The 25,874-nt window shown below is 65.0% G+C and carries 26 protein-coding genes; 15 read left to right on the plus strand and 11 right to left on the minus strand.

The genetic code is table 11. The features are described 5' to 3' along the window. Position 1 precedes the first annotated feature (1 nt). Complete coding sequence (locus OC450_RS30200; RefSeq protein ID WP_262049241.1) at positions 2 to 1,894, minus strand: extracellular solute-binding protein; 1,893 nt, start codon at positions 1,892 to 1,894, stop codon at positions 2 to 4. A 259-nt stretch (positions 1,895 to 2,153) separates the two neighbouring features. Between OC450_RS30200 and OC450_RS30205 the strand changes: the two genes are divergently transcribed. Next, entirely contained in the window at positions 2,154 to 2,960 is an 807-nt protein-coding gene (locus OC450_RS30205) for an invasion associated locus B family protein (protein ID WP_211386409.1), read from the plus strand. Between the two features lie 78 nt (positions 2,961 to 3,038). Here OC450_RS30205 and hspQ read toward each other — a convergent pair whose 3' ends face one another. Further along, positions 3,039 to 3,371 carry a heat shock protein HspQ gene (hspQ, locus tag OC450_RS30210; RefSeq protein WP_092028580.1) on the minus strand — a complete coding sequence of 111 codons (333 nt, stop codon included), beginning with the start codon at positions 3,369 to 3,371 and terminating at the stop codon, positions 3,039 to 3,041. A 106-nt stretch (positions 3,372 to 3,477) separates the two neighbouring features. On the opposite strand from hspQ, the gene OC450_RS30215 reads away from it, so the two are divergent. Then, entirely contained in the window at positions 3,478 to 4,431 is a 954-nt protein-coding gene (locus tag OC450_RS30215) for an AEC family transporter (protein WP_211386410.1), read from the plus strand. An 18-nt stretch (positions 4,432 to 4,449) separates the two neighbouring features. Here the strand turns inward: OC450_RS30215 and OC450_RS30220 are convergent, their stop codons facing one another. Further along, a complete protein-coding gene (locus tag OC450_RS30220) occupies positions 4,450 to 5,634 on the minus strand; it encodes a UbiH/UbiF family hydroxylase (RefSeq protein ID WP_262049216.1) in 1,185 nt (394 codons plus the stop codon). 87 nt (positions 5,635 to 5,721) lie between these two features. Here OC450_RS30220 and pcsA point away from each other — a divergent pair, with 87 nt between their 5' ends. From pcsA to OC450_RS30235, 3 genes are all read left to right on the plus strand, one after another. Beyond that, positions 5,722 to 6,489 carry a phosphatidylcholine synthase gene (gene pcsA / locus OC450_RS30225; protein WP_211386412.1) on the plus strand — a complete coding sequence of 256 codons (768 nt, stop codon included), beginning with the start codon at positions 5,722 to 5,724 and terminating at the stop codon, positions 6,487 to 6,489. After that, positions 6,486 to 7,220 carry a TerC family protein gene (locus tag OC450_RS30230; protein WP_211386413.1) on the plus strand — a complete coding sequence of 245 codons (735 nt, stop codon included), beginning with the start codon at positions 6,486 to 6,488 and terminating at the stop codon, positions 7,218 to 7,220. Before pcsA ends, OC450_RS30230 begins: the two co-directional genes overlap by 4 nt. A 75-nt stretch (positions 7,221 to 7,295) precedes the next feature. Beyond that, positions 7,296 to 8,270, plus strand: coding sequence for a quinone oxidoreductase family protein (locus tag OC450_RS30235; RefSeq protein WP_262049217.1), 975 nt, complete (start codon positions 7,296 to 7,298; stop codon positions 8,268 to 8,270). 130 nt (positions 8,271 to 8,400) lie between these two features. Here OC450_RS30235 and OC450_RS30240 read toward each other — a convergent pair whose 3' ends face one another. Together OC450_RS30240 and OC450_RS30245 are read right to left on the minus strand one after the other, a co-directional pair. After that, positions 8,401 to 9,597 (minus strand): acetylornithine transaminase, encoded by a 1,197-nt coding sequence (locus OC450_RS30240; protein WP_262049218.1) that lies wholly within the window; start codon positions 9,595 to 9,597, stop codon positions 8,401 to 8,403. Positions 9,598 to 9,919: 322 nt separating this feature from the next. Next, positions 9,920 to 11,068, minus strand: coding sequence for a tetratricopeptide repeat protein (locus tag OC450_RS30245; RefSeq protein ID WP_262049219.1), 1,149 nt, complete (start codon positions 11,066 to 11,068; stop codon positions 9,920 to 9,922). A 123-nt stretch (positions 11,069 to 11,191) separates the two neighbouring features. Here OC450_RS30245 and OC450_RS30250 point away from each other — a divergent pair, with 123 nt between their 5' ends. The 3 genes from OC450_RS30250 (at position 11,192) to OC450_RS30260 (ending at position 13,074) form a co-directional block, all read left to right on the plus strand. Further along, positions 11,192 to 12,139 carry a hypothetical protein gene (locus OC450_RS30250; RefSeq protein WP_211386417.1) on the plus strand — a complete coding sequence of 316 codons (948 nt, stop codon included), beginning with the start codon at positions 11,192 to 11,194 and terminating at the stop codon, positions 12,137 to 12,139. A 151-nt stretch (positions 12,140 to 12,290) separates the two neighbouring features. Beyond that, positions 12,291 to 12,722: a MerR family transcriptional regulator gene (locus OC450_RS30255; protein ID WP_262049220.1), complete on the plus strand. Its 432-nt coding sequence runs from the start codon at positions 12,291 to 12,293 to the stop codon at positions 12,720 to 12,722. Further along, the gene (locus OC450_RS30260; RefSeq protein ID WP_262049242.1) at positions 12,655 to 13,074 is read left to right on the plus strand and encodes a carboxymuconolactone decarboxylase family protein; all 420 of its coding nucleotides are present in this window, start codon (positions 12,655 to 12,657) and stop codon (positions 13,072 to 13,074) included. Before OC450_RS30255 ends, OC450_RS30260 begins: the two co-directional genes overlap by 68 nt. A gap of 81 nt (positions 13,075 to 13,155) precedes the next feature. On the opposite strand, the gene rimO is transcribed toward OC450_RS30260, so the two are convergent. Continuing rightward, positions 13,156 to 14,481, minus strand: coding sequence for a 30S ribosomal protein S12 methylthiotransferase RimO (rimO, locus tag OC450_RS30265; protein ID WP_262049221.1), 1,326 nt, complete (start codon positions 14,479 to 14,481; stop codon positions 13,156 to 13,158). A gap of 111 nt (positions 14,482 to 14,592) precedes the next feature. On the opposite strand from rimO, the gene OC450_RS30270 reads away from it, so the two are divergent. From OC450_RS30270 to OC450_RS30290, 5 genes are all read left to right on the plus strand, one after another. Next, a complete protein-coding gene (locus OC450_RS30270) occupies positions 14,593 to 15,183 on the plus strand; it encodes an ANTAR domain-containing response regulator (RefSeq protein ID WP_262049222.1) in 591 nt (196 codons plus the stop codon). Further along, positions 15,180 to 16,343 carry a CmpA/NrtA family ABC transporter substrate-binding protein gene (locus OC450_RS30275; RefSeq protein WP_262049223.1) on the plus strand — a complete coding sequence of 388 codons (1,164 nt, stop codon included), beginning with the start codon at positions 15,180 to 15,182 and terminating at the stop codon, positions 16,341 to 16,343. Before OC450_RS30270 ends, OC450_RS30275 begins: the two co-directional genes overlap by 4 nt. Before the next feature lie 334 nt (positions 16,344 to 16,677). Next, on the plus strand, positions 16,678 to 18,459 hold the full coding sequence (locus OC450_RS30280; protein WP_262049224.1) for a NirA family protein: 1,782 nt from the start codon (positions 16,678 to 16,680) through the stop codon (positions 18,457 to 18,459). After that, positions 18,456 to 20,075, plus strand: a complete 1,620-nt coding sequence (locus OC450_RS30285; protein WP_262049225.1) for a sulfite reductase subunit alpha — start codon at positions 18,456 to 18,458, stop codon at positions 20,073 to 20,075. The genes OC450_RS30280 and OC450_RS30285 overlap by 4 nt, the downstream gene beginning before the upstream one ends. 283 nt (positions 20,076 to 20,358) lie before the next feature. Further along, positions 20,359 to 20,511, plus strand: coding sequence for a hypothetical protein (locus tag OC450_RS30290; protein WP_262049226.1), 153 nt, complete (start codon positions 20,359 to 20,361; stop codon positions 20,509 to 20,511). Here OC450_RS30290 and OC450_RS30295 read toward each other — a convergent pair whose 3' ends face one another. Genes OC450_RS30295 through pxpB form a run of 3 tightly spaced genes read right to left on the minus strand, consistent with a single transcriptional unit; the run spans position 20,512 to position 23,078 of the window. Next, positions 20,512 to 21,282 (minus strand): LamB/YcsF family protein, encoded by a 771-nt coding sequence (locus tag OC450_RS30295; protein ID WP_262049227.1) that lies wholly within the window; start codon positions 21,280 to 21,282, stop codon positions 20,512 to 20,514. 30 nt (positions 21,283 to 21,312) lie between these two features. After that, positions 21,313 to 22,350 (minus strand): biotin-dependent carboxyltransferase family protein, encoded by a 1,038-nt coding sequence (locus OC450_RS30300; protein WP_262049228.1) that lies wholly within the window; start codon positions 22,348 to 22,350, stop codon positions 21,313 to 21,315. Further along, the gene (gene pxpB, locus OC450_RS30305; RefSeq protein ID WP_211386427.1) at positions 22,347 to 23,078 is read right to left on the minus strand and encodes a 5-oxoprolinase subunit PxpB; all 732 of its coding nucleotides are present in this window, start codon (positions 23,076 to 23,078) and stop codon (positions 22,347 to 22,349) included. The genes OC450_RS30300 and pxpB overlap by 4 nt, the downstream gene beginning before the upstream one ends. Positions 23,079 to 23,327: 249 nt before the next feature. On the opposite strand from pxpB, the gene OC450_RS30310 reads away from it, so the two are divergent. Together OC450_RS30310 and OC450_RS30315 are read left to right on the plus strand one after the other, a co-directional pair. Then, positions 23,328 to 24,026: a ribonuclease activity regulator RraA gene (locus tag OC450_RS30310; protein ID WP_211386428.1), complete on the plus strand. Its 699-nt coding sequence runs from the start codon at positions 23,328 to 23,330 to the stop codon at positions 24,024 to 24,026. Between the two features lie 24 nt (positions 24,027 to 24,050). Then, positions 24,051 to 24,455, plus strand: a complete 405-nt coding sequence (locus OC450_RS30315; RefSeq protein WP_211386429.1) for a cupin domain-containing protein — start codon at positions 24,051 to 24,053, stop codon at positions 24,453 to 24,455. A 3-nt stretch (positions 24,456 to 24,458) separates the two neighbouring features. Here OC450_RS30315 and OC450_RS30320 read toward each other — a convergent pair whose 3' ends face one another. Next, positions 24,459 to 24,809: a hypothetical protein gene (locus tag OC450_RS30320; RefSeq protein WP_211386505.1), complete on the minus strand. Its 351-nt coding sequence runs from the start codon at positions 24,807 to 24,809 to the stop codon at positions 24,459 to 24,461. A 175-nt stretch (positions 24,810 to 24,984) separates the two neighbouring features. Then, the gene (locus tag OC450_RS30325) at positions 24,985 to 25,830 is read right to left on the minus strand and encodes a DUF2147 domain-containing protein (RefSeq protein WP_262049229.1); all 846 of its coding nucleotides are present in this window, start codon (positions 25,828 to 25,830) and stop codon (positions 24,985 to 24,987) included. Between the last annotated feature and the right edge of the window lie 44 nt (positions 25,831 to 25,874).

Consider the following 25,874-nt stretch of genomic DNA (forward strand, 5'->3'; position numbering starts at 1 on the left):
GTCACTTTGCTTGATAAGCTTGCGGCTGCCCCTTCGACCACCAGGTCTCCGGCAGGTAGCCGGACAGCGCGGTGGTCCTTGGCCGTTCTATCCGATTCCAGCGCGCGATCCATTGCTCGGATACGTTAAACAGGGGGATTGTATAGAAACCGGAGATCAGTGCGCGGTCGAGCGCCCGCACCGCCGAGACGAAAGCCGTATGTTCACGGGCTTCCAGCAGCGCGGCGATCATGGCATCGACCGCGGGATCCTTGGCGCCCATGTAATTGCGGGTGCCCGGATTGTCGGCGGCGGCGCTGCCCCAGTAGAAATATTGCTCGTTGCCGGGCGACAGCGACTGGTCCCAGCGATTCTGGATCATGTCGAACTCGTAGGCGAGCCTGCGCTGGTCGAACTGCACCGGATCGACCGATCGCACGCTCGGCTCGATGCCGGCGCGCTTGAGGTCGCGCTGGAACGCGAGTGCGATGCGCTCCTGGTCGCGAGTCGTGACCAAAATCTCGAAGGTGAAGGGCGCCTTGGTCGCGCTATTGCGCAGCACGGTGCCGTCGAGATCGTAGCCGGCCTCGGACAACAGTTTCAGGGCTGCGCGCAGCGTGGTCCGGTCGCGGCCCGAGCCGTCGGTCACCGGCAGGCGGTAGCCGCCGTCCATGATGTCGGCTGGAATCTGCGCGGCGAACGGTTTGAGCAGCTCGCGCTCGCGCGCATCCGCAGGCCGGCCATAGGACGACAGGTCCGAGCCGGCGAAATAGCCGGGGACGCGCGCGTAGAGGCTGAAGAAGTAGTTGCGGTTGATCAGCTCGAAATCGAACAGCAGCGTCAAGGCCTGGCGCACACGGATGTCGGCGAAGATCGGACGGCGGGTGTTGAACACCAGAAACTCGGAAGGCTGCGGCAACCCGGGCGTGATGGTGTCGCGGATCACCTCGCCGCTTCTGGCCGCCGGAAAATCATAGCCGTCGTGCCAGCGCAGCGGCTCCTGCTCGATGCGGAAATCGTAGAGGCCGCGCTTGAAGGCTTCGAACTGGCCGTTGGCCTCGCGAAAATAGTCGAGCCTGATCTCGTCGAAATTGTACAGCCCGCGATTGATCGGCAAATCGCGGCCCCAATAATCGGGATTGCGGGTGAGCGTCACGCTGGCGCCGGGTTTCACTGCCGTGACGCGATAGGGGCCGGAGCCGACCGGGCCTGTCAGCGTCGTCTCCTCGAAAGCCGCGACGTCGACCGCATGCTTCGGCAGGATCGGCATCAGGCCGAGGATCAGTGGCAGTTCGCGGTCATTGGCTCCGGTCAGGTCGAAACGGACGGTGAGAGGATCTGGCGCGTCGGCTCTGGCGACCTTGGCATAGTATTGCCGGTGGTTGGGGCGGCCGTGGTCGCGCAGCAGCTGCCAGGAGAACAGCACGTCCTCCGCGCGCAGCGGCTCGCCGTCGGAGAAGCGGGCGCGGGGATCGATGTGGAACGTGACAAAACTCCGCTCGTCGTCGGTTTCGACCGATCTTGCGAGCAAGCCATAGAGCGTGAACGGCTCGTCATTGCCGCGTGCGAGCAGGCTCTCGACCACGTAGTTCCGCATCTGCTGTACGGCCAGCCCCCTGACGATGAAGGGATTGAGACTGTCGAAGGTACCGAGAATACCCCAGGTCAGCCGGCCGCCCTTGGGCGCATCAGGATTGACGTAGGGCATGTGGGTGAAATCGGCAGGCATCGCCGGCTTGCCGTGCATCGCGATGGCATGGAGTTCCTCGGCTCGCGCGCCACCAGCCGGGAGCGCGGAGGCCAGGGTCAAGGTGAGGGCCAAGACGAAAGCCGAGACGAAGGCCGAGACGAAGGCGCAAAAGCGGACGCCGAGGCCCTCAAGAAGCCAACCGAGCGGGCGCTGGAACATGAACATCGGCACACGCTGATTCGAGGACCGCCGGGCCTGAATCCTATCACAGGGAATTTGATGGGACGCTGGCGCCAGGGCGCTCAAAGACGCTTGTCGGCATTGATCTTTTCGTCGGCCACGTTAAGAAGGCGGGCAATCGCGCAAGAGCGCCGAGCCGTCACTTATCCGCCTCAATTGACGGGGAGAGAGCCGCGCCCAAGGCGGCCAGGTTCGGCGCTTCGGAGCGGTTCGGGCACTTCCCGTTCAGAAAGGGTTTTCCGCAATGAATTTCCGTTACTTGGCCGCGTCCGTACGGCTGCGCGGGCGACTTCTCGCCTTGTTGACGGCCACGGCGTTGGCCGTTCCGTTTGCCGCCGAGGCCCAGGCGCCGGCCCCAGGCGCACCCAAGGCGGCTCCGAAGGCCGCTCCGAAGGCCGCCCCCAAGGCTCCGGCACCGGCCGCTCAGGCGCCTGCCCAGCCGGCTCCCGCGCAGGGCGCTCCGGCGCAGCAGGGCGCGGCCCAGCCAGCGGATCAGCAGATCCAGCTGATCTACGCCCCCTGGACCAAGTTCTGCCTCAAGGGCCAGGACGCCAATGCCAAGCAGGTGTGCTTCACCGGCAAGGACGGCCGCATCGAGTCGGGCCAGCCGGTCATTGCCGCCGTGATCATCGAGCCGGAAGGCGAGCCGAAGAAGATCCTGCGCGTCACGCTGCCGCTCGGTATGCAGCTCGTGCACGGCACCCGCATCATCGTGGACAGCAATCCGCCGTTGCAGAGCCCGTACGTGATCTGCTTCCAGAACGGCTGCATGTCGGACTACGAGGCCACGCCCGAGCTCATCAACAACATGAAGAAGGGCCAGAATCTCGTTGTCCAGGCGATCAACGCCAACGGCGCGCCGCTGACTCTTCCGCTGCCGCTCGCCGGCGAGTTCCAGAAGGCCTATGACGGTCCCCCGACCGATCCGAAGGTGTTCGAGGAAACCCAGAAGAAGCTCCAGGAAGAGCTTCAGAAGAAGGCTGACGAGCAGCGCAAGAAGCTCGAGCAGCAGGGCGCGGCTCCCGGCACACCGCCGGCGGCTCAGAAGTAATCGGGACTCAACGTCCGGACATGAAAAAGGCGCTCGATCGAGCGCCTTTTTTGCTGCCCCGCCTGTCGAGGGCGACGCTTAGTTCAGCGACGGATTTCGCGGACGGTAGCCGCCAGTCTTGTCCTTGATGAAGATCTCGGCGACTTGGGAGTGCCGGATCGGCTCGCCGGACTCGTCGGGCAACAGGTTCTGTTCGGAGACGTAGGCGACGTATTCCGACTCAGCGTTCTCCGCGAGCAGGTGGTAGAACGGCTGGTCCTTGTGGGGCCGCACCTCCTCGGGGATCGACAGCCACCACTCCTCGGTGTTGTTGAATTCCGGATCAATGTCGAAGATTACGCCCCGGAACGAGAAGATCCGGTGGCGCACGACCTGTCCGATCTGGAATTTGGCGGTCCGCGCTTTAATCATTCCCCGTCGATAGACCAGGATTGTGGCCGATGCTAGTGCCCTGATCTGGAATTAACCCGCGGTTGCGGGGCGGATAGGCACCAAGTCTTCAGAAAACACTTCATCAATGGTCGATATCCTCAATCTGGCTCTACCCTATTTCGGCTTGATCTTCGTTGGATTCGCCTGCGGCAAGGTCAAATCCCTGCCAGAATCGGGTCTCGCCTGGATGAACTTCTTCTTGCTCTATGTGTCGCTGCCGGCGCTGCTGTTTGCGATCATGTCCAAGACGCCGTTTGCGGAATTGAACAATCCGCCGTTCCTGGTCGCGACCACGCTGTCGACGGTCGCGGCATTCACCCTGGCGCTCGTCCTGGGGAAAGCTATCGGCGGGCTGACGCTGCGCGAGGCGACGCTTGCCGGGCTTTCCGGCGGCTACGGCAATATCGGCTATATGGGGCCGGGACTGGCGCTCGCCGTGCTCGGGACGAAGGCCTCGGCGCCGACCGCGCTGATCTTCTGCTGCGACAGCATCTTCCTGTTCACGATCGTGCCGCTCTTGATCGAGCTGTCCGACCGTGATCACCCCTCGATCGTGCATGCCTTCGGCGTCGTGCTCAAGCAGATCGTGCTCAACCCGTTGATCATGTCGGCCTGCTTCGGCGCGGCGGTGGCCGCGCTCCACATCGAGCTGCCGGTGGCGCTCGACCGCACCATCACCTTTCTTCAGAACGCGGCCGCTCCGACAGCGCTGTTCGTGCTCGGCGTGACGGTGGCGCTTCGCCCGTTCGACCGCGTGCCATGGGAAGTGCCCGGCGTGATCGCGGTCAAGCTGCTGATCCACCCGCTCGCGGCGTTCGGCCTGATGCTGGCGTTCGGTCCGTTCGCGCAGCCCTGGGCCGCAACCGCGGTGCTGATGGCCTCGCTGCCGCCCGCGCTCAACGTGTTCGTGATCGCCCGGCAGAACGACGCCTGGATCGAGTCCGCCTCCGTTGCGGTGTTGCTCGGGACCTTTGCGTCCGTGGTCACGCTGACGAGCGTGATGTGGGCGATACAGACCGGCCGGCTGGCGTTTCCGTAAAACGCCATTTTTGCCAGATTACCTGCGCCACGTCGGCGTCAGGCCCTCGCGCATCGCAAAGCGCCGGAGCGGGCCGATGGCGCCGAGCAGGTGCATGCCGATGGCGCGGACCGGCTGCAGCGGCAGGAAATCGTTGAGCAGGGAGCGATTGGCGATGTCGATCGCGAACGTCCGGCTCAGGATGTCCGGACGCCGCGCCCGGTCGTAGCGCTTGAGCACGTCGGGGTCGCCGGGATCCTGGCCCGACGCGATGGCTTCGCCCGCGAGCCTGGCAATGTCGGCGGCATCGCGCAGGCCGAGATTGAGGCCCTGGGCGCCGATCGGGGGAAGCACATGGGCGGCTTCGCCGACCAGCGCGATCCGGTCGCGGCCGAAGGATTTCGGCCGCTCGATCGCCAGCGGGAACAGGTTGCGTCCGGGCTCGACCGTCATGCGTCCAAGGATCGACTGCGACTGCTTCTCGATCGCGGCGGAGAGTTCCGCGTCGCTCAAGCCGCGTAGCCGCTCGGCGTCCGCGGGCGCCGCGACCCAGACGATGCTGGAACGGTTGCCGGGCAGTGGCACGAACACGCAGGGCCCGTGCGGCGTGTGGAACTCGGTCGAGACGTTGCGATGCGGGCGCGCGTGGCCGACGTTGAAGGTCAGCGCGGTCTGCGATAACTCACGCCGGGTCACTTCGATGCCCGCGGCTTCGCGGCACAGCGAATGCCGGCCGTCGGCACCAACCACGAGGCGGGCCGCGATGAATTGCGCGGAGGCCGTCCGGATCGCAACGTCGTCGGCCGCGACGACGATGCTCTCGGCCTCGTCGTCGAAACGGACGAGGTTGGAGAACTCACCCGCGCGCTCTTCCAGCGCCAGCATCAGCGAACGATTGTCGATGTTGTAGCCGAAGGCGTCGAGCGCGATCTCGTGACAGGAGAAGCGGACCTCCGGGGCGCGGAACAGCCGCCCGGTGTCGTCGACGAGCCGCATGATTTCGAGCGCCGCCGCCTTGTCCTTGCAGCGCGGCCAGACGTCGAGGCTCTCCAGCAGATCGACGGAGGCACCTAACAGCGCGGTCGTGCGATTGTCGGCATAGGGCACGCGCCGCGCCACCAGCGCGGTTCGTGCACCCGCCTGCGCCAGCGCGATGGCCGCCGCAAGGCCCGCCGGTCCGCCGCCGATCACGGCCGCGTCATGGAGTGTCGATGCATCTGTCATGGAACGACATTGGACACGCCCCGCGACAAATTCAAGCCCACCTGTTTTTCCCTGATTTTATGGCGAATTGTGCGACCGAGCGCCGCAATGGCGGATGTGCAAACCGGTGTCATTCTGATAGCAGAAGCCATGGAGACCCAGCAGGATTCCCTGAAGCCCAGACCCGCGATCCGCGCCGCGGCCTTCTCGGTGCACATCTTCACCGCCTTCGGCGCGGCGATCGCGCTGCTGGCGATGCTGGAGGCGGTGCGCGAGCATTGGGCGGCGATGTTCGGATGGCTGGGTGTCGCACTCGTCATCGACGCGATCGACGGGCCGATCGCGCGCCGGCTCAACGTCAAGGACGTGCAGCCGAACTGGTCGGGCGACGTGCTCGATCTCGTGGTCGATTTCGTCACCTATGTTTTCGTGCCGGCCTATGCGATCGTCGCCAGCGGCCTGCTGCTGCCGGTTGCCGCGCCCCTGCTCGGCGTCGCCATCATCGTCACCAGCGCACTATATTTCGCCGATCTGCGCATGAAGGCGGATGACAATCATTTTCGCGGTTTTCCGGCGCTGTGGAATGCGGCGGCGTTCTATCTGTTCCTGCTGCACTGGCCGCCGCTGGTCTCGACGCTGCTGGTCGCGAGCCTGGTGGTGCTGACCTTCGTGCCGTTCCACGTGCTGCATCCCGTCCGCGTCGTGCGGCTGCGCTGGCTGACGATGTCGCTGATCGCGGTCTGGGCGGTGCTCGGCCTCTATACGCTGAAGATGGATTTCCGCGTCGGCGCCGGCGTGACCATCGCGCTCTGCGCGATCGCGCTCTGGATCAGCTTCAGCGACGCAATGATAAGGCTGACAAGATCCTTCGCATGATGCACCTGTTGACCAGTCCCGAAGCCTGGGCCGCGCTGCTCACCCTGACGGCGCTCGAGATCGTGCTCGGGATCGACAACGTCATCTTCCTGTCGGTCATCGTCTCGCGCATCCCCGAGAAGCAGGCCAACCGCGCCCGCCAGATCGGGCTCGCGCTGGCGCTGATCTTCCGCATCATGCTGCTCAGCGTGCTGGTCTGGCTGATCGGCCTCACCGCGCCGGTGTTCTCTTTCTCGGTTTACGACTTCTCCTGGCGCGACCTGATCCTGATCGGCGGCGGCCTGTTCCTGATCGCGAAGGCCACGCACGAGATCCACGCCGAGGTCGAGGCCGATGACGGCGAGGGCGATGAGAAATCCGGCGGCAGCGCCTTCTTCTGGGTGATCGTCCAGATCATCATCATCGACATCGTGTTCTCGCTGGACTCGATCATCACCGCGATCGGCATGGCGCAGGACATCGAAATCATGATCGCGGCCGTCGTGATCGCCTGCCTGATCATGTACATTTCGTCCGGGCCGGTGTCGCGATTCGTCGCCGAGCATCCGACCACCAAGATGCTGGCGCTGGCGTTCCTGGTGCTGATCGGCGTCGCGCTGGTCGCGGACGGATTCCAATTCCATATTCCGCGCGGCTACATCTATTTCGCAATTGCGTTCTCGGCAGCGGTCGAATTCTTCAACGTGCTGGCCAAGCGCAACCGCAGGAAATCGGCCAAGCCGCCCGTTTAACCGTTCCATTTTGCGTCGAGTTGACAAGGCGGGCGCGATGTCTTTCGCTGAGCTTTGAGAAGAGGAGGTCAGGTAATGACCAAAGCCGTCCGTGTCCACAAGGTCGGAGGCCCCGAGGCCCTGGTCTATGAGAGCGTCGAGGTGCCGGCGCCCGGGCCCGGCGAGGTGCGCATCCGCCAGCATGCGGTCGGCCTGAACTTCATCGACGTCTATTACCGCACCGGCCTCTACAAGGCGCCGGAACTGCCGTTCATCGCCGGCAACGAGGCCTCGGGCGAGGTCGCCGCGGTCGGGCCGGGCGTGACCAATTTCCATCCCGGCGACCGCGTCGCCTATTACCACAATCTCGGCGCCTATACCGGCGAGCGCAACGTCCCCTGGGAGAAGCTGGTCAAGCTGCCCGACCACATCACCTACGAGCAGGGCGCCGTGCTGATGCTGAAGGGGCTGACGGTCTGGTATCTCCTGCACAAGACCTTCAAGGTCGAGCCGCATCACCGCGTGCTGATCCATGCCGCGGCCGGCGGCATCGGCCTGTTGGCCTGCCAATGGGCGAGGGCGCTCGGGGCACACGTCATCGGCACCGTCGGCTCGCGCGAGAAGGCCGAGCTTGCCGAAGCCAATGGCTGCGACCACGTCATCCTGTACAATGAGGAAGACTTCGTCGCGCGCGTCAAACAGATCAGCCGTAACGAGGGCTGCGACGTCGTCTATGACGGCGTCGGCAAGGCGACCTTCCCGGGCTCGTTGTCGTGCCTGAAGCCGCGCGGCATGTTCGTTTCTTTCGGCAACGCGTCAGGTCCGGTGCCGCCGTTCTCGATTGCCGAGCTCAATAATCACGGCTCGCTGTTTGCGACGCGGCCGAAGCTCAACGACTACGTCGGCACCCGCAAGGAACTGCTGGAAGGCGCCGACACGCTGTTCGCCGCCGTCATCAACGGCAAGCTGCACGTGCCGATCAACCACGCCTACGCGCTGAAGGATGCCGCGAAGGCGCATATCGATCTCGAAAGCCGCAAGACCACCGGCGCGTCGATCTTGAAGCCGTAGTTTCCTTCGTCATTGCGAGCGAAGCGAAGCAATCCAGGTCTGTATCCGCAGAAGGCAGTCTGGGTTGCTTCGTCGCATCGGCGCAAAATTGCTTCGCAATTTTGTCGCGAGCTCCTCGCAATGACGAGACCTACGCCACCCGCCGTGCCGCGCCAGCCTTGGTCAAGATCACATCGAGACAATCGATCATCTCGGTGATTTCTCCCTTCGTGACGTTCAGCGCCGGCATGAAGCGCAGCGCGTCGACCTGCGGCGCGTTGAGGAGCACGCCGGCCTCGAACGCCTGCGCGACGATCCCGGGCGCGATCGGCAGCTTGAGGTCGAGCGCGAGCAGAAGCCCACGGCCGCGCACGCCGCCAAGGCCATGCCGGGCCGAGACCTTCTGCAGCTCGCTTTCGAGCAGCAGCCCGGTTTCGGTCACCGACTTCAGGAAGTCGGGCTTGCTGACCTCGTCCAGCACCGCGAGTCCCGCCGCGCACATGATCGGGTTGCCGTTGAAGGTGCCGCCCTGGTCGCCGTGCTCGAAACAGGAGGCGCGTTCGGTCGCGAGCAGGGCGGCGAGCGGCACGCCGCCGCCGATGCCCTTGCCGAGCGTCATGATGTCGGGCGCGATTCCGGCGTGCTCGTAGTGGAAGAGCTTTCCGGTCCGGCCCATGCCGGTCTGGATCTCGTCGAAGATCAGCAGCAAGCCGCGCGCTTCGGTGAGCGCGCGCAGCTCCTGCAGGAACTGATCGGTCGCAGGCCACACGCCTGATTCACCCTGGATCGGCTCCAGCATCACCGCGACGGTATTGTCGTTGATCAGCTTCTCGACCGAGACGATATCGTTGAGCCTGGCCTTCTTGAAGCCCGCGACTTTCGGCTCGAACAGCGGCTCGAATGCCTTCTTGCCCGAGGCCGACATCGTCGCCAGCGTGCGGCCGTGGAAGCCGCCCTCGAAGCTGATGATCTCGAAGGCGCCGCCCCTGTGCAGGCTGCCATATTTGCGCGCGAGCTTGATCGCGCCCTCATTGGCCTCCGCGCCTGAATTGGCGAAGAACACCTGGTCGAACGCGCTGTTTGTAACCAGTGCCTCGGCGAGCTTCAGGCTCGGCTCGTTGTAGAAGGCCGGGCTCGGCGTCAGCAGCCGCTTGGACTGCGCGGTGAGCGCATCGGCGATGGCCGGCGGCGAGTGGCCGAGACAGTTGACGGCCCAGCCCTGCACGAAATCGAGATAGCGCTTGCGGCTGTCGTCCCAGAGGTAGGAGCCGGCGCCGCGGACGAACACGGCCTTGGGCCGTGCGGTGATGTCCATCAGCGCGTCATACGGATGGGTGGCGTCGGTCATGTCGAACTCCTCTGGAGGCGGGTGGAATCGGGGTGCAAAAAGCAAAAAGGCCGCACCTTGCGGGTGCGGCCTTCTCGAAAACTCAAGCTGAATTCAGTGGTTCAGCGGCGTCGTCGGACATGGCGCACCCTCTCATCGTCGCGGGAGCGACGACGGAGCATTTCGGTGCGCTGATGGGTCCGAGCGTTGATCATGGAGCGCGGCAATACATGCCAATGGCAGGGCTTGTCAAGCGGGCGTTTTGCGCAACACAAGCCGAGTGTGCATCGGTCGGGTCAGATGCCCGGCATCTTCGGCTGCGCGACGACGTCGCGGGAGAGGATCACTTGATGTCGTAGACGGCGAAGCTATCCGCGATGCCGGCATTGATGGCCTTCGCGGCCGCGATGTCGCGTTCGGCGCCTTCGTTGTCGCCCTTTTTCCGTCTCGCAAGTCCGCGGCCGTAGAGCGCATTATCGAGCGCGGGCTTTACGCTCAGCGCAGCGTCGTAATCCGCGATCGCCGCATCGACTTCGCCAAGCCGGAGGTGGATCAGTGCGCGGGTGTCGAGCATGTAAGGTTCGTTCGGCTTCATCCGCAGCGACTGATCGCAATCGGCGAGTGCTTCCGGCAATTGGCGAAGAATCGCGTGTGTCACGCAGCGGGCAAAAAATACGCCGGGATAGTTCGGATTGGCCTTGATCGAGCGGTCGTAATCCTCGAGCGCCCGCGCATAATCGTGCGCGTTGAAATAGATCTCGCCGCGCGCATAGGCGTCGCCGCCATTGTTCGGATTGAGCTCGAGCGATTTGCTGAAATCGGCGAGGGCGCGTTCGCGGTCGCCCTTGTCGCGGAGGACGCGCGCGCGGTTGCCATAGGCGACGGCGTAATTCGGATCGAGCCTGATCGCCATGTCGAAATCGGCGAGCGCGCGATCCGCCTCGCGATGCTGGGCATGGGCGGTGCCGCGGTTGAAATAGCACAGCGTGAATTTCGGATCGATCCTGATGGCCTGATCGAAGTCGGCGATCGCATGCTCGTAATCGTTCTTGCCGAAGAGGGAATTGCCGCGGTTACACCAGTAGTTTGCGTTGTCCGGCTTGAGCTCGATCGCGCGGGTGTAGTCGGCGATGGCGTGGTCGCGGTCGCCGACATCGGCGTAGACTAAGCCGCGGCTGAACCAGATTCGGGAATTGTCAGGGGCAAGGTCGATCGCGCCGCTGAGATCGGCCACGGCCCGCTGTGTGTCGCCCTTGCGCCGGAAGGATCTGCCGCGGTTGGCGAGCGCGGCGGCGTTCGACGGATCGGCCTGCAGCAGGGACGAGCAACCTTCGATGCGCTGGTCGTCGCTGATCTCGCTGGAACCGAAGCACCATTGACGCGCCTCGGCGGGTGATGGAGATTGCGCCGTGGCGGGGAGGGCAAGCAGAATCAATGCGGTGCCGATCGCGCACAGTCCGACCCGGATACCAATCGTGTGATTGTATTTCATTTGACGGCCGCACAGAAACCAACAAGCCTCTAGCGCGTTTGTGATCGCAGGACGCCAATTGGTTCGAACCGAACGCCGGACGGTCGAGACCAACTGGCGGGATCAACCAGATAGTTTCAAGCCTTGTCTGATACGCCTTACCCGATCGACCTCGACAGCATTCGCGGCGCGTTTCCGCCGGGCATCGAGGCGCCGTCCCTGCTGGTCGACTTTGCCGATTGGCTGAACGGGCGCCCCTGGGGCAGCGTCGGCTGCTTCTCCCTGCAAGGCCAGTTCTCCGATCACGCGCCGATCGTCGACGGCAGTCGCTTGCGCGACAGGTTTTCGCTGTTCATGCGGCTGCCCGACGGCTCGGCCGTCGGGGGCTGGTATGGCGCCGGTCTCGACCGGGACAATCCGCCGATCGTGGGCTTGGGGTCGGAGGGCGACTACGAACTGCTGGCGCCGAGCCTCGACGGGCTGCTTGCAAAACTGACGTCGCAGCAATTCGACAAGGCCTGGAGTGATCTCTTGCCGCATGACGAGGTCGAGTGCCAGACGGTCGAGCTGGCACAGTGGCTCGCCGGACGGCCGGTCGGCGAGCAGGCGGCGTGTGACGACGGCGTCGCAGAGCTCCCCGACTTCCGCGGCTTCGTGGAAAAATGGAGCCGGGATCGCGAGGACTATTGGGCCAATCACCGTTTGATGGCCGAACTCGGCTGGCGGCTCGCGGCACATCTGCCCAAGGGAAAAAACGCCTGGGACAAGACGCACTTCGAGGTTGCGATTGTCGGCAAGCAGTACGAGGCCCGCGTCCTGACCCGCGGGCCGCAGCCGTTCGAGGAAGCAGCCTCGATCGAATCCCTGCTGCGCGATTTGCGCGAGGAGATGCGCCGCGCGCAGCCCGAGCTCGGGTTGTGGTACGCGATGAATTTCGGCCTCTATGCCGACGGCCGCGTCATGCCGAACTTCGAATACGACGTGCGCCCGACCGTCGATGGCGAGCCGGCAAAACTGTCGGAGGCACAGGCCGATCTCGGCCGCGCCCCGCGGCCCGAGCGCTGGGTGCCGAAATGGCTGGCGGGATCCTGAAGCTCGGAATCCCGCAATCCTGCCGCCCTGCCGGCGCGCCGAAAACTGTCGCGCCATCATGACCTCGCGGGAACGGCGCCTTCGATCCCCCTTGACTTAGAGCGCGCTCGAAGGGGTATCTGTACGTGCGTCAGTACGAGAACGGGCACACATGAAGATCGGCGACCTCGCAAAACGAACCGGCCTGTCGACCCACACGCTGCGTTACTATGAGCGCATCGGGCTGCTGCCATACGCTGACCGTGATCGCTCCGGCCAGCGTAACTTCGACGCATCGATCCTCACATGGATCGCATTCCTTGGTCGGCTCAAGACCACGGGCATGCCGATCCGGGACATGTTGCGTTACGCGGCGCTTCGTGACGAAGGCGACGCCACCGGGCCAACCCGGCGGCAGATGCTGGAAGTCCACCGGGAGCAGGTTCGCTCGCAGATGGCCGAACTTCAGGAATGCCTGCTCGTCCTTGATACCAAGATCGCCGGCTATGCCGGCGGCGAACAGAGGACGAAGGAAAATGACGCACGCCCAAACACAAGCCGAAAGCCGCTTCGATCGCGGCCAGCGGGCCCTGTCACGCATTGACGGCAGTGCCGGCGAAAAGGTCGTCGCCTCACTCGCCGACATCGCTCCGGATTTCGCACGATACGTGATCGAGTTTCCCTTCGGCGACATTTACAGCCGCCCGGGCCTCGGCCTGCGCGATCGAGAGATCGCGACGATCGCCGCGCTGACGGCGCTCGGAAATGCCGCGCCTCAGCTCAAGGTGCATATCGAGGCGGGTTTGAACGTCGGGCTGTCTCGCGACGAGATCGTGGAGATCGTCATGCAGATGGCCGTCTATGCGGGCTTCCCGGCGGCGGTGAACGGCCTGTTCGCAGCCAAGGAGGTGTTCGCCGCGCATGACGGACAGCAGGCGTCGGGACAAGCAACATGACGAATTGCGAAACGCGTCGATCTCGCCCGCGCACCCGGGCCGGAGGGCTTGCTGCCGAAATGGCGGGCGGCGCCGTGAACCTCAGAATCCCGCGACGCTGCCGTGCAGGTCGTATTGGTCGGCGCGCTCGATCTTGGCCGTGACAATCTCGCCGACGCGCAGGGGGCGGCGGCTGGTGAGATAGACCGCGCCGTCGATCTCCGGCGCATCGGCCTTGGAGCGGCCCTTTGCAACGGTCGGTCCGACCTCGTCGATGATGATCTGTTGCCGCGTGCCGACCTTGCGCTTCAGCCTGCGCGCGGAAATCTTCTGCTGGCGGGCCATCAGTGCGTTGTAGCGCTCCTGCTTGATCTCTTCCGGCACGGGGTTCTCGATCGCGTTCGAGGTCGCGCCGGCGACCGGCTCGTACTTGAAGCAGCCGAGGCGATCGATCTCGGCTTCGTCCAGCCAGTCGAGCAGATAGGCGAAGTCCGCGTCGGTCTCGCCCGGGAAGCCGACGATGAAGGTCGAGCGCAAGGCAAGATCGGGACATTCCTCGCGCCAGCGCTTGATGCGCACCAGCGTCTTGTCCTGCGCCGCCGGGCGCTTCATCGCCTTCAGCACCTCGGGGCTTGCGTGCTGGAACGGGATGTCGAGATAGGGCAGCACCTTGCCCTCGTTCATCAGCGCGATGACCTCGTCGACATGCGGGTAGGGGTAGACATATTGCAGGCGGACCCAGGCCCCCAGCTCGCCGAGCTCGCGCGCGAGATCGAGGAATCTGGCGCGGACCTGGCGGTCCTTCCACGAGCTCTCGGCATATTTCAGATCGACGCCATAGGCCGAGGTGTCCTGCGAGATCACCAGCAGCTCCTTGACGCCAGCGTCGACCAGACGCTCGGCCTCGCGCAGCACGTCGTTGGCCGGGCGCGAGACGAGATCGCCGCGCAGCTTCGGGATGATGCAGAAAGTGCAGCGGTTGTTGCAGCCTTCGGAGATCTTCAAATAGGCATAGTGGCGCGGCGTCAGCTTGATGCCCTGTGGCGGCACCAGATCGAGATGCGGATTGTGGGCGGGCGGCAGCGCGCGATGCACCGCGTCCAGCACGCTCTCATATTGCTGCGGGCCGGTGATGGAGAGCACGCCGGGATAGGCCTGCTCGATCTGCTCGGGTTCCGCGCCCATGCAGCCGGTCACGATCACCCTGCCGTTCTCGGCCATGGCTTCGCCGATCGCCGAAAGCGATTCCTGCTTGGCGCTGTCGAGGAAGCCACAGGTGTTGACGATGACGACGTCGGCCCCGTCATGCTTGCGGGCGAGCTCGTAGCCCTCGGCGCGCAGGCGCGTGATGATGCGCTCGGAATCCACCAATGCCTTGGGACATCCGAGCGACACGAAGCTGACCTTGGGCGCAGCCGTCTGATCCATATCCAAATCTGCCTGATTGACCGGCTTGAGCTAGTCCCAATTGCCCATAATTACAACCCTTTGCATGGCCCCCCGGCATGCTAAGGATGAATCGCCTGACGTGAGTGAGCAATGAGCGCCGAACAGTCGCCCAAAATCGTGATTGTCGACGAGAGCCCGATCCGGGCCGCGATCCTCCAGGAGGGGCTGCGGGAGGCCGGGTTCACGCAGGTCGTCCATATCAGCGAGATGCAGAGCCTGCTGGCCCGTATTTATGCGGTCGACCCCGACATCATCCTGATCGATCTGGAAAACCCCAGCCGCGACGTGCTGGAGGCGATGTTCCAGGTCAGCCGCGCCGTGAAGCGTCCGATCGCGATGTTCGTGGACCAGAGTGATTCAGCCTCGATCCAGGCCTCGGTCGAGGCGGGGGTCTCTGCCTACATCGTCGACGGGCTGAAGAAGGAGCGCATCAAGCCGATCCTCGACCTCTGCGTGTCCCGCTTCAACGCCTTCGCCAAGCTCCAGGAGGAGCTCGATCGCACCAAGTCGCAGCTCGAGGACCGCAAGATCATCGAGAAGGCCAAGGGCATCCTGATGAAGGTGAAGGGCCTCAACGAGGACGAGGCTTATGTGCTGCTGCGCTCCACTGCGATGCGCGAGAAGAAGAAAATCGGCGAGATCGCCCAGTCGATCATCACCGCGTCGGAGATGCTGAAATGACCGCTCCCCTCCGCATCGGGTTCATTCCGCTGGTCGATGCCGCCGCCCTGATCGTCGCCGTCGACAAGGGCTTTGCTGCCGCCGAGGGGCTCGAGGTCGAGCTGGTGCGCGAGGTGTCCTGGTCCAACGTCCGCGACAAGCTCAATATCGGCCTGTTCGACGCCGCGCATCTGCTGGCGCCGGTGGCGATCGCGTCCTCGCTCGGGCTCGGTCACGTCAAGGTGCCGATCGCCGCACCCTTCAATCTCGGCATCAACGGCAATGCGATCACCGTGTCGCCGGCGCTCCATGCCGCGCTGATGGAGGAGGTCGACGGCGATCGCTTCGATCCGCTCGTGACCGCGAAAGCGCTGGCGAAGGTGGTCGCCAAGCGCCGCAAGGCAGGGGCCGATCCGCTGACCTTCGGCATGACCTTCCCGTTCTCGACCCACAATTACCAATTGCGGTTCTGGATGGCCGCGGCCGGCGTCGATCCGGACGAGGACGTGCGCCTCGTCGTGCTGCCGCCGCCTTACATGGTCGACAGTCTCGCCAATGGCCATGTCGATGCGTTCTGCGTCGGTGCCCCGTGGAATTCGATCGCGGTCGATCTCGGTATTGGCCACATCCTGCATTTCGTCTCCGACATCCTGGCCCGTGCGGCGGAGAAGGTGCTGGCGGTCCGCCAGGTCTGGGCCGACAAGAATTCTGACGTGGTCGCCAGCCTGGTGCGCGCGGCGGTGAAGGCGGCCGAGTTCATCGAGCAGCCGGAAAACCGGGCCGAAACGGCGCGGATGCTGGCGCAGCCCGAGCGGATCGGCGTCGATGCCGAAGTCATCCAGCGCACCCTCACGGGACGCCTGAAGATTTCGCCGGACGGCACCTTTCGCGAGAGCGGCAGCTATCTTCTGGTGGGACGCGAGGAGGCAGGGCGCCCCGATCCGGTCCAGGCCGCCTGGCTCTATGCGCAGATGGTGCGTTGGGGTCAGACAGCGCTGGCGCCCGACGGCGTCAAGACCGCCATGGCCGTTTTCAGGCCCGATCTCTACGACGCCGCCCTCGGCCGCCGGCCGCCCAGCGAGGCACCAGCGCCGTTCGGGGCATTCGCCGGCCCCACCTTCGATCCCGGCAACATTCAGGGGCATCTGGAAGCCTTCGACGTGGGTCGCTGGAAGGTTTGATTCGGGCCTGCATCGTTTTTGGGCGTGCTGGATTATCGGCTAAATATTGAGCCGACTGCTCGAATTTCGAGTGGGTTCCAATGCGGGGATCTTCCGCGGTCACCCGTAATCAACTGAAATTACATACGTTTTCATTTCCAGAAAGCTGGCACGCAACTTGAATGTTGCAGTGCGGCCAGCCTGTCACAGATGCCTGCTGAGCCAAGTCCCGCAGCAACGAAGCTGACCGGACCGTTAGGTGCAGAGCCGGCTTTTGAGCCAGCCGAGTTCCTCGCGGGTCGTGCACTTTTCCGTCGATCCCACTCAGGTGGCCGCAGGAGCTTCGTTACCGACCATGAAAATCGATACGCTCGCAGTCGACTTTACCGACGAGCAGAAACGTTACCTCGAAGGCTTCACGACCGGTCTGCAGATCAGCCGCGTCGGTCGCGGTCTCGGTGGTGGCGCCGGCAAGGCGAATGCCGAGCCCACCGGTCCCGATGCCGTGCACCTCAAGGCGCAGGACAAGGTCATCGCCGCGGGCAAGAAGCTCGCCGACCAGGAGAAGGTCAAGCGCGACGAGCATCCCTTCGATGCCTATCCGCGGCTGCGTCAGCAGGCGCTCGACAACGCGCCGCCGAGTCCGGCGGACAATTTCCGCTGGCGCTATTACGGCATCTTCTACGTCGCGCCGACGCAGGATTCCTACATGTGCCGGCTGCGCATCCCGAACGGCATCATGAAGCACTGGCAGCTGTCCGGCCTTGCCGATCTCGCCGACGAACTCTGCGGTCCGTACAGCCACGCCACGACGCGCGCCAACCTCCAACTGCGCGAGATCCAGCCGAAGAACGCGATCAAGCTGATCGAGGGCATCCAGGACCTCGGTCTGTGCTCGCGCGGCTCCGGCGCCGACAACATCCGCAACGTCACGGGAACGCCGACGGCCGGCATCGATCCGCAGGAGCTGATCGACACGCGCCCCTACGCGCGCGAGTGGCACTACCACATCCTCAACGATCGCTCGCTCTACGGCTTGCCGCGAAAGTTCAATGTCGCATTCGACGGCGCCGGCAGGATCGCGGTGCTCGAGGAGACCAATGACATCGCGTTCACCGCATTCGAGGTGAAGGACGGCTTCGGCGTCGAGCCCGGGATCTGGTTTCGCCTCGGCCTCGGCGGCATCACCGGACACAAGGATTTTGCAAAATACTCCGGCATCATCGTCAAGCCGGAGCAGGCGACCGCCGTCGCGGACGCCATCGTGCGCGTGTTCATCGATCATGGCGATCGCACCAACCGCAACAAGGCGCGGCTGAAATACGTGCTCGACGCGATGGGCCATGACGGCTTTCTGAAACTGGTCGAGGAACGGCTCAAGACCCCGTTCACGCGCGTTCCGGAAGAGGCGTTCGCGCCGCGGCCGGCCGCGGATCGCATGGCGCATATCGGCGTGCACAGGCAGAAGCAGGAGGGCCTCAACTGGATCGGCGTGTCGCTGACGCTCGGCAAAATCAGCTGCGATCAGATGCACGGCCTTGCCAAGGTCGCCCGCGACCTCGGCGACGGAGAGATCCGCCTGACCGTCTGGCAGAACCTGCTGATCTCTGGGGTGCGCGACGACAATGTCGAGCTTGCGATCGCGGCCATCAAGCAGATCGGGCTCGCGGTCGAAGCCTCGCATATCCGCGCCGGCCTGATCGCCTGCACCGGCAATGCCGGCTGCCGCTTCGCTGCCTCCAACACCAAGCGTCACGCCGCCGAGATCGGCGACTGGTGCGAGCCGCGCGTTGCCATGGACAAGCCGGTCAACATCCACGTCACCGGCTGTCATCATTCCTGCGCGCAGCACTATATCAGCGACATCGGGCTGATCGGCGCGCGTGTGCCGATCAATGAGGAGGACACGGTGGAGGGCTATCATCTCTTCACCGGTGGCGGGTTCGGCCCCGACGCCGACGTCGGGCAGGAGGTCTACCACGACCTCAAGGCCGAGGACGCGCCGAAGACGGTCGAAGGACTGCTCAAGGCCTATATCGCCCACCGCTCGTCTCCCGACGAAACTTTCCTCTCCTTTGCGCGCCGCCATGACGGCGAAACGCTGCGCAAGCTTGCCGATGCACAGGTGTCCGCATGAACCAGATCACCCCTCCGCCGAAACTCGACATCATTCCCGCCAGCGCGCCGTTCTCCGACGCGCAGCGCTCCTGGCTGAACGGCTTCTTCGCCGGACTGCTGTCCCCTGACGTGGCCACGCCGTTGTCGGCGGAGCAGGGCGCCGCGGTCATGCAAGCAGGTGACGGCGATGATGGCGAAGCGCCGTGGCACGACCAGACCATGCCGATCGCCGACCGGATGAAGCTCGCCGAGGGGCGCCCCGTGCGGCGCAAGATGATGGCGGCGATGGCGCAGCAGGATTGCGGCCAGTGCGGCTACAATTGCAACGATTATTCGGAGGCGATCGCGGGCCGCAGCGAAGCGCGGCTCAACCTTTGCGTCCCCGGCGGCAAGGAAACCGCGCGGATGCTGAAGTCGCTGTACGAGGAGCTCGACAAGGCGCCGGCGGCCAAGATGGGTGACAAGGCGTCCGACAAGCAAGGCGCGGTGGCAGCTCCCGCCGTGACGGTGACGATCGCCGAGCCCGGCCGCTCGCGCGACAATCCCGTCGCAGCGACCTTCCTGTCGCGCCGCCTTCTCAACAAGGGAAAGTCGGAGAAGGAAACCTATCACGTCGAGTTCGATCTCTCCGAGAGCAAGCTCGACTACATCGTCGGCGACAGTTTTGGTGTGTTCGCGCGCAACGAGGTCGGTCTGGTCGACCAGATCATCGCGCTGCTCGGCGCCTCCCATACCACCAAGGTCAACGGCAAGACGCTGCGGGAGGTGCTGATCGACGACGTCTCGCTGTCGCCGGCGCCCGACACGCTGTTCGAATTGCTGTCCTTCATCACCGGCGGCGCGCAGCGTGAGAAGGCGAGGGCGCTGGCGCAGGGCGAGGATCCCGATGGCGATGCGGCGACCCTCGATGTCATGGCGGCGCTCCAGAAGTTTTCCGGCACGCGGCCGCATCCCGAGGCGTTCGTCGAGGCGCTGGAGCCGCTCCAGCCGCGGCTCTACTCGATCTCCTCGTCGCACAATGCAACGCCGGGAAAGCTGTCGCTGACGGTGGACTCCGTGCGCTACATCATCGGCAAGCGCAAGCGCATTGGCGTCGCCTCGACCTTCCTCGGCGAGCGCATCAATGAGGGCGAAAAGCTCAAGGTCTATGTGCAGAAGGCGCACGGCTTCGGCCTGCCGCAGGATCCGAAGACGCCTGTCATCATGATCGGTCCCGGCACCGGGATCGCGCCGTTCCGCGCCTTCCTGCTCGACCGCAAGGCGACCGGCGCACCCGGCAAGAACTGGCTGTTCTTCGGCCATCAGCGCAGCGATTGCGATTTCTTCTACCAGGAGGAGCTGAACGCGATGAAGACCTCGGGGCTCCTGACCCGGATGTCGCTGGCCTGGTCGCGCGACGGCGAGAAGAAGTTTTACGTGCAGGACCGCATGCGCGAGGTGGGCCGCGAGGTGTGGACGTGGCTTGCCGAGGGCGCGCATCTCTACATCTGCGGCGATGCCAAGCGCATGGCCAAGGATGTCGAGCGCGCGCTGGTCGACATCGTCGCCCAGTTCGGCGCACGTTCCACCGACGAAGCCGTCAGTTTTGTCGCCGAGCTCAAGAAGACCGGTCGCTTCCAGACCGACGTCTACTAAGGCGCGGCGGTATCAGCGTGAATCGCCCCGGCTGCGCAAGGCGCGGGCGATTCACCGTCTACTGTGCATGGGGTTGTATTCGACATTTTTAGCCGCACGACCCAAATCAGTTCCAATCGGCTCGAACTTTAACGAATAAGATTCTCGGAACCTCGGGGTAAAGAGAATTTGCGCCTGCGACGGGGCGCCTTCAGAGAATCGCCATCGCTATTTCCGCCGCCATCTTGCCTCCCGCCAGGGTTGATCCTTCATAATCCCGCAAATGGGGCCTTGGAGATCGACCATGCGCGAATTATCGGCGGAAGCCAGGCTGCACTTCTACGCGCGTTCGCTCTCGCGTCGGACCGGGGCGAGCATGCAGCACGTTGCGCTCTACAGCGCCTTCGCCGTCATCGCGGCCATCGTGTTCGGCACGCTGTCGGTGCATCCGTTCTGATCAACCCCCGCGCTTGAACGGCGCCACCTCGATCCCCGCATCCTTCAACGCCTGACGCAGGCCGCGCGCGATGTCGACTGCGCCGGGCGTATCGCCGTGGATGCAGACCGTGTCCGTGCGCATCTTGATGATTTTGCCGGTGACCGAGACCACCGCACCATCCTGCACCATCCGCACCACGCGGTCGGCGATGGCCTTGGCGTCATGCAGCACCGCACCGGGCTTCTTGCGCGAGACGAGGTTGCCGTCGTCCTCATAGGCGCGGTCGGCGAACACCTCGTGCACCATCGGCAGGTTGGCGGCTTCGCCGGCCTTCACCAGCTTCGAATTGGCGAGCACGACGAAGATCAGGGTAGGATCGACCGCCTTGATGCCGGCGGCGATCGCCTTGGCGGTCATGTCGTCCTCGCAGGCGACGTTGGAGAGCGCGCCATGCGCCTTCACATGCGTCACCTTGTGGCCGGCCGCGGTCGCGATCGCCTGCAATGCGCCGATCTGGTAGGCGACAAGATTCTCGATCTCGGAAGCCTTCAGGCCCGCGATCGGATGGCGGCCAAAACCGTGCAGGTCGCGATAGCCGGGGTGGGCGCCGACCGAGACGCCGCGGGCCTTCGCCAGCTCGACGGTCCGGCGCATGATGTCGGGGTCGCCGGCATGGAAGCCGCAGGCGACGTTGACCGAGCTCGCCAGCTCGATCATCGCGGCGTCGTTGCCCATCTCCCACGCGCCAAAACCTTCGCCGAGATCGCAATTGAGATCGACTGTCTTCATGGTGCTCTCCGCCTGTGGTCTTGTTGTCGTTTAAGGCTCGGCCGCGACCTGCCAGGTCCCGGCGTCGACGGCGCTGACGGCATAGCCCGCGACGTTGGCATCGCTGAGCGCCTCGATATTGAGTGCGACGGTGTCGGCGGAGCGCAGGCGATCGGGCAGGCCGCGGATGGTTTGTGCGAATTTGCGCGCCTCGTCCTGCGCCTCGGCCATGCTGACCTGCTTGAAGCGGAACGCGGTTCCTGCCGAAGTCTGCGCGAGGCGGCCGACATCGGCCGTGATCACCGTCGCGATCTTCGGGTAGCCGCCGGAGGTGCCGCGGTCCATCATCAGCGCGATCGGCGAGCCGTTGCCGGGCACCTGGATGCTGCCGTTGACGGTGCCGTCGGAGACGATGTTGTGGCCGTGCAGATGCTTGATCGCGGGACCTTCGAGCCGGTAGCCCATGCGGTCGGAGGTCGCCGAGATCTTCCACTCGCTGTCCAGGAACAGCGCCCTGTTGGCGTCGTCGAACTCGTCGTCCTGTGGCCCCAGCAGGACACGGATCGGACCTGTCGCAGGCTTCGGCAATTCGATCCGCAGCTCAGGCGCGCCGCTCGCGGCATCGACCGTGAATTCGTCACCGGCCTGGAGCGGGCGCGGGTAGGGGCTGCCGAGACCGGCGCGGGCGTTGACCGCGAGGCTGCCGAACACCGGCTCGCCGCGGATTGCCCCTTCGATCGCGAGATAGGTGAATGCGCCGCCGCGGGCAAAGCCCAGCGTCAGCGTCTCGCCGTCTTTCAGCGTCAGCGACGTGTCCATGGGGACCGGGCTCCCGGCGACATCCGCATTGCGAGGCGCGCCGGAAATCGCCACGCGCACGGCACCGTCCTTGGCCGTGAAGGCGGCGCCGAACGGGCCGATCTCGACAGCGGCTGCGAACGGCTCGTTGCCGACCAGCGTGTTCGCCGCCGCGAGCGACAGACGGTCCATCGCCCCGCTGACCGTCAAGCCGTAGCGCTGCGCGCCGAAACGGCCGCCGTCCTGGACGGAGCTTGCAGGGCCGATGCTGGCAACCACGAGCCGGCTCATGCGATCACCTGCTCGGCGACGATCTCGCCGGCCTCGGCGGCGCGATCCTGCTCCTCGAACGTCTTGTGGTCGATGGCGAAAAACGTCACGCGATCACCGGGTTCGGTCAGGAAGGTCGGATTGCGGTGCAGCTGATAGGTCCGTACCGGCGTGCGACCCAGCAGGTGCCAGCCGCTCGGGGCAGCCAAGCATTGGATACCCGCCTGGACGCCGCCTATCGAGATCGTGCCGGCGGGCGTCAGCAGCCGCGGATTCTGCCGCCGCGACATATGCAGCGATTTGTCGAGACCACTGAGATAGGACCAGCCCGGCGTGAAGCCGATCATGGCGACCTTGTAGTCGCCGGCCACGTGACGGGCGATGATGTCGTCGGGCGTGGTGTTCAGCGCCTTGGCGACATCCTCGAGGTCGATGCCGTGCTCGCCGCCATAGGCGACGGGAATGCGCCAGCGGCGCGCCTTTGTGGCCGGCGGCAGCGGCTGGCTCGCGAGCGTGAGCAATTTTTCCCCGAGCGCGTCGAAGCCGATCTTGCCGGGATCGTAGTGCACCAGCAGCGAGCGATAGGTCGGCACGGACTCGGTGATGCCGTCGATGGGACTTGCCGCGATCGCCTTGTCGAGCGCCAGCACGCGCTGGTTGGCCTCGTCGTCGATGGTGCGGCTGAACTCGACCGTGACGGCGCTGTCGCCACTGGGCAGAAGGCGGGGCGGGGGAAGCGTCGCGGCCATGAGCTGTCGAAATCGGCTTCTCGGAAAAGCGCGGGCTCGACCTTGAGTTCCGCGTCACCCCCTGCTTCGCGTAAATGCGCCCGCAAGTCCAATAAATTAATGCAGGGGGGCGCGATAAAGCCTTGTTATCGCGTCGCATAACGGCGCTGCGGCCCTGCATTATTGGGACCCTCTTGGCCCTTGACGCAAAGCGCCGGGCTCGCAAGATGCGCGCGTTCTTTCCCTCCCATCCGGAGCTCGTCTGTTTCCATGTCGCTGTCCCCCGAAGCCCGCAAGACCCTCGCCGGCATCACCACTGCCACCATCACCACGGTCCTGCTGAAGAAGGGCCTGCGCAACATCTGGATGCGCGGCGCGCGTCCGCTGCGCCCGGGCCTGCCGCGCCTGGTGGGACCGGCCTTCACCCTGCGCTTCGTGCCGGCGCGCGAGGATCTGGCGACGCCGGAATCCTGGTCGTCGCCAATCTCGACCCGCACCGCGATCGAGGCGATGCCCGAGGGCTGCATCGCCGTGGTCGATGCCATGGGCATCACCGATGCCGGCATTTTTGGCGACATCCTCTGCGCGCGCATGATGAAGCGCGGCGTCACCGCACTCGTCACCGACGGCGTGGTCCGGGACGTCGAGGGTGTGCTCGGCACCAACCTGCCGGTCTGGTGCGACGGCTATGCCGCGCCGCCATCGGTTGCCGGCCTGACCTTCGTCGGCTGGGGCGAGCCGATCGGCTGCGGCGGTGTTGCGGTATTTCCGAACGATATCGTGGTCGCCGACCAGGACGGCTGCGTGCTGATCCCGCAGGCGATGCTCGATCACGTCCTCGCCGAGGGCGTCGAGCAGGAGCGAATGGAAGCCTGGATCGTCAACGAGGTGAACAACGGCGCGGTGCTGCCGGGCCTCTATCCCATGAACGCCGAGACCAAGGCGCGCTACGCTGCAAGCAAGAAGTAACGAGACAACAAGCGAGGTTACCCCATGGAAATCACTGTCGCAGGCACGCGGCCGACTCGCCGCGCGCCGAAGGAAAACTTCACCGGTACCGTGTGGCAGGACCCCGTGATCATGGCGCCCGCGCCGGCACGGCTGAACTGCTCGCGTGTGTCGTTCGAGCCGGGCGCGCGCACCAACTGGCATCACCATCCGCTCGGGCAGACGCTCTACGTGATTTCGGGCGTCGGGCGCGTTCAGACCAAAGGCGGGCCTGTCATCGAAATCCGTCCCGGCGATACCGTCTGGATTCCACCGAACGAATTGCACTGGCACGGCGGGTCGCCGACCAACGGCATGACCCATATCGCCATGCAGGAAGCGCTCGACGGCGTCTATTCGACCTGGCTGGAGCCCGTGACGGACGCGGAGTACGGCGCGGCGCTGGGCTAGCTCTCACTGCCGCTCGGCGGTCCACGTTCCCGTGCACAGGGCGCCTCGCCAGGTGCCGGAGCCCGAGGTGCCGCTGAGCCGGCCGAAGCCGACCGCGCGCTTGATGCCGGTGCTCAAGGTCACGTTGATGCTGCCGGCATCGGCCACGCGGCCTGACGCCGTCACCATTGCGCTGCTCGAGGCGATCTGACCGTTGCTGATGCCGATCGCGACGGTCGCGCCGTTGCCGCAGGTCTCGCTTGACGACGAGATCCGGACATTCCATGCGCCGTCGAAGGTGCTGGCGTTCGCCTGCGCGGCCGGCAAGGCGATGGCGAGGATGGTGGCGAAAAGACACTTGCGGAAGCCGTTCATGACACGCCCCTGTGGGTTGACCATGCGGGCACCCTGGCATGGGCGTGGCGCGGTCGATGTGAGGGCAGTCACGCGCGCAAGGCGCTGAGTGACGTGGCGCACGTCGCAAGGTGCGCAAACCAAAGGGGCCCGGATCGCGGGCCCCTCGTCTCCGTCAGAGTGTCGAACCCGAACTCTAGTTCACCCGCGTCCAGGTCTGGCCGCCGCAGAACATGCCGCCGAAGGCGCAGCCCTGCACGCGCAGGCGGTCGGTGCCCCTCAGCGTGATCGTCGAATCGTAGGTCGAGCCGGAGTTCGGATCGAGGATGCGGCCGGACCATTTCTGGTCCTTCTGATCCTTGCCGGGCTTCATGTTGATCAGGACCTGCTCGCCGTTCTGGTTCGATTTGCTGTCGACAGAATAGCCGCAGAGATTGGTGCCGCATTGCTCGATCCGGACCTTGCCTTCCTTCTCCTCGGTGAGCCAGACGCCGAGCGGTGACGTGAGATCGCGCGTGGGCGCGGTTGCGGGAGCCGGCGGCGCGACGGCTGCGGCCGGAGCAGGCGGGGCGGGCGGTACCGCGGCCACCGTTGGGGCAGCGCTTGGAGCGGGTTGAGGCGGCGGCACCATCGCATCTTCGGCCGGCGCATTTTTGGCTGTGTTGGCCGGAGGTGCCGGCGGGGCGGACGGCGCCGCGGCCACGGGAGCTTGGACAGGAGCCTGCTCGGCCGCTGGAGGCGCGGCGAGAGGCGCAGGTGCCGGCGCGGGATTGGCCGGCGGTTGCGGATCTGCCTTGGCTTGTTGCGGGGCCTGCGGGTCGGCCTTCGGAGTTGCCTTGGGGTCGTTCTTGAGGTCGGCCTTGGGATCGTTCTTGGCCTTTTTCGCCTTGCCCTGGCCGGTGTTGTCGTAGACGCCGGGAATCGACACCGTGCCGCGGTCCGGATCGATCCGGATGGTGCGCCCGCCATATTCGAAAGTGTACTGCGCCTGGGCAGCGGTGCTCGCCAAAAGGAATGCGGCCGTGGCCAACAGCTTCCTCATTTCCATCTCCTGAACAGGTGGTCCCCGCACCGACGCTTACGCCC

The organism is Bradyrhizobium sp. Bra78 (assembly GCF_024519855.1).
In the GTDB taxonomy this organism is placed as follows: Bacteria; Pseudomonadota; Alphaproteobacteria; order Rhizobiales; family Xanthobacteraceae; genus Bradyrhizobium; species Bradyrhizobium japonicum_G.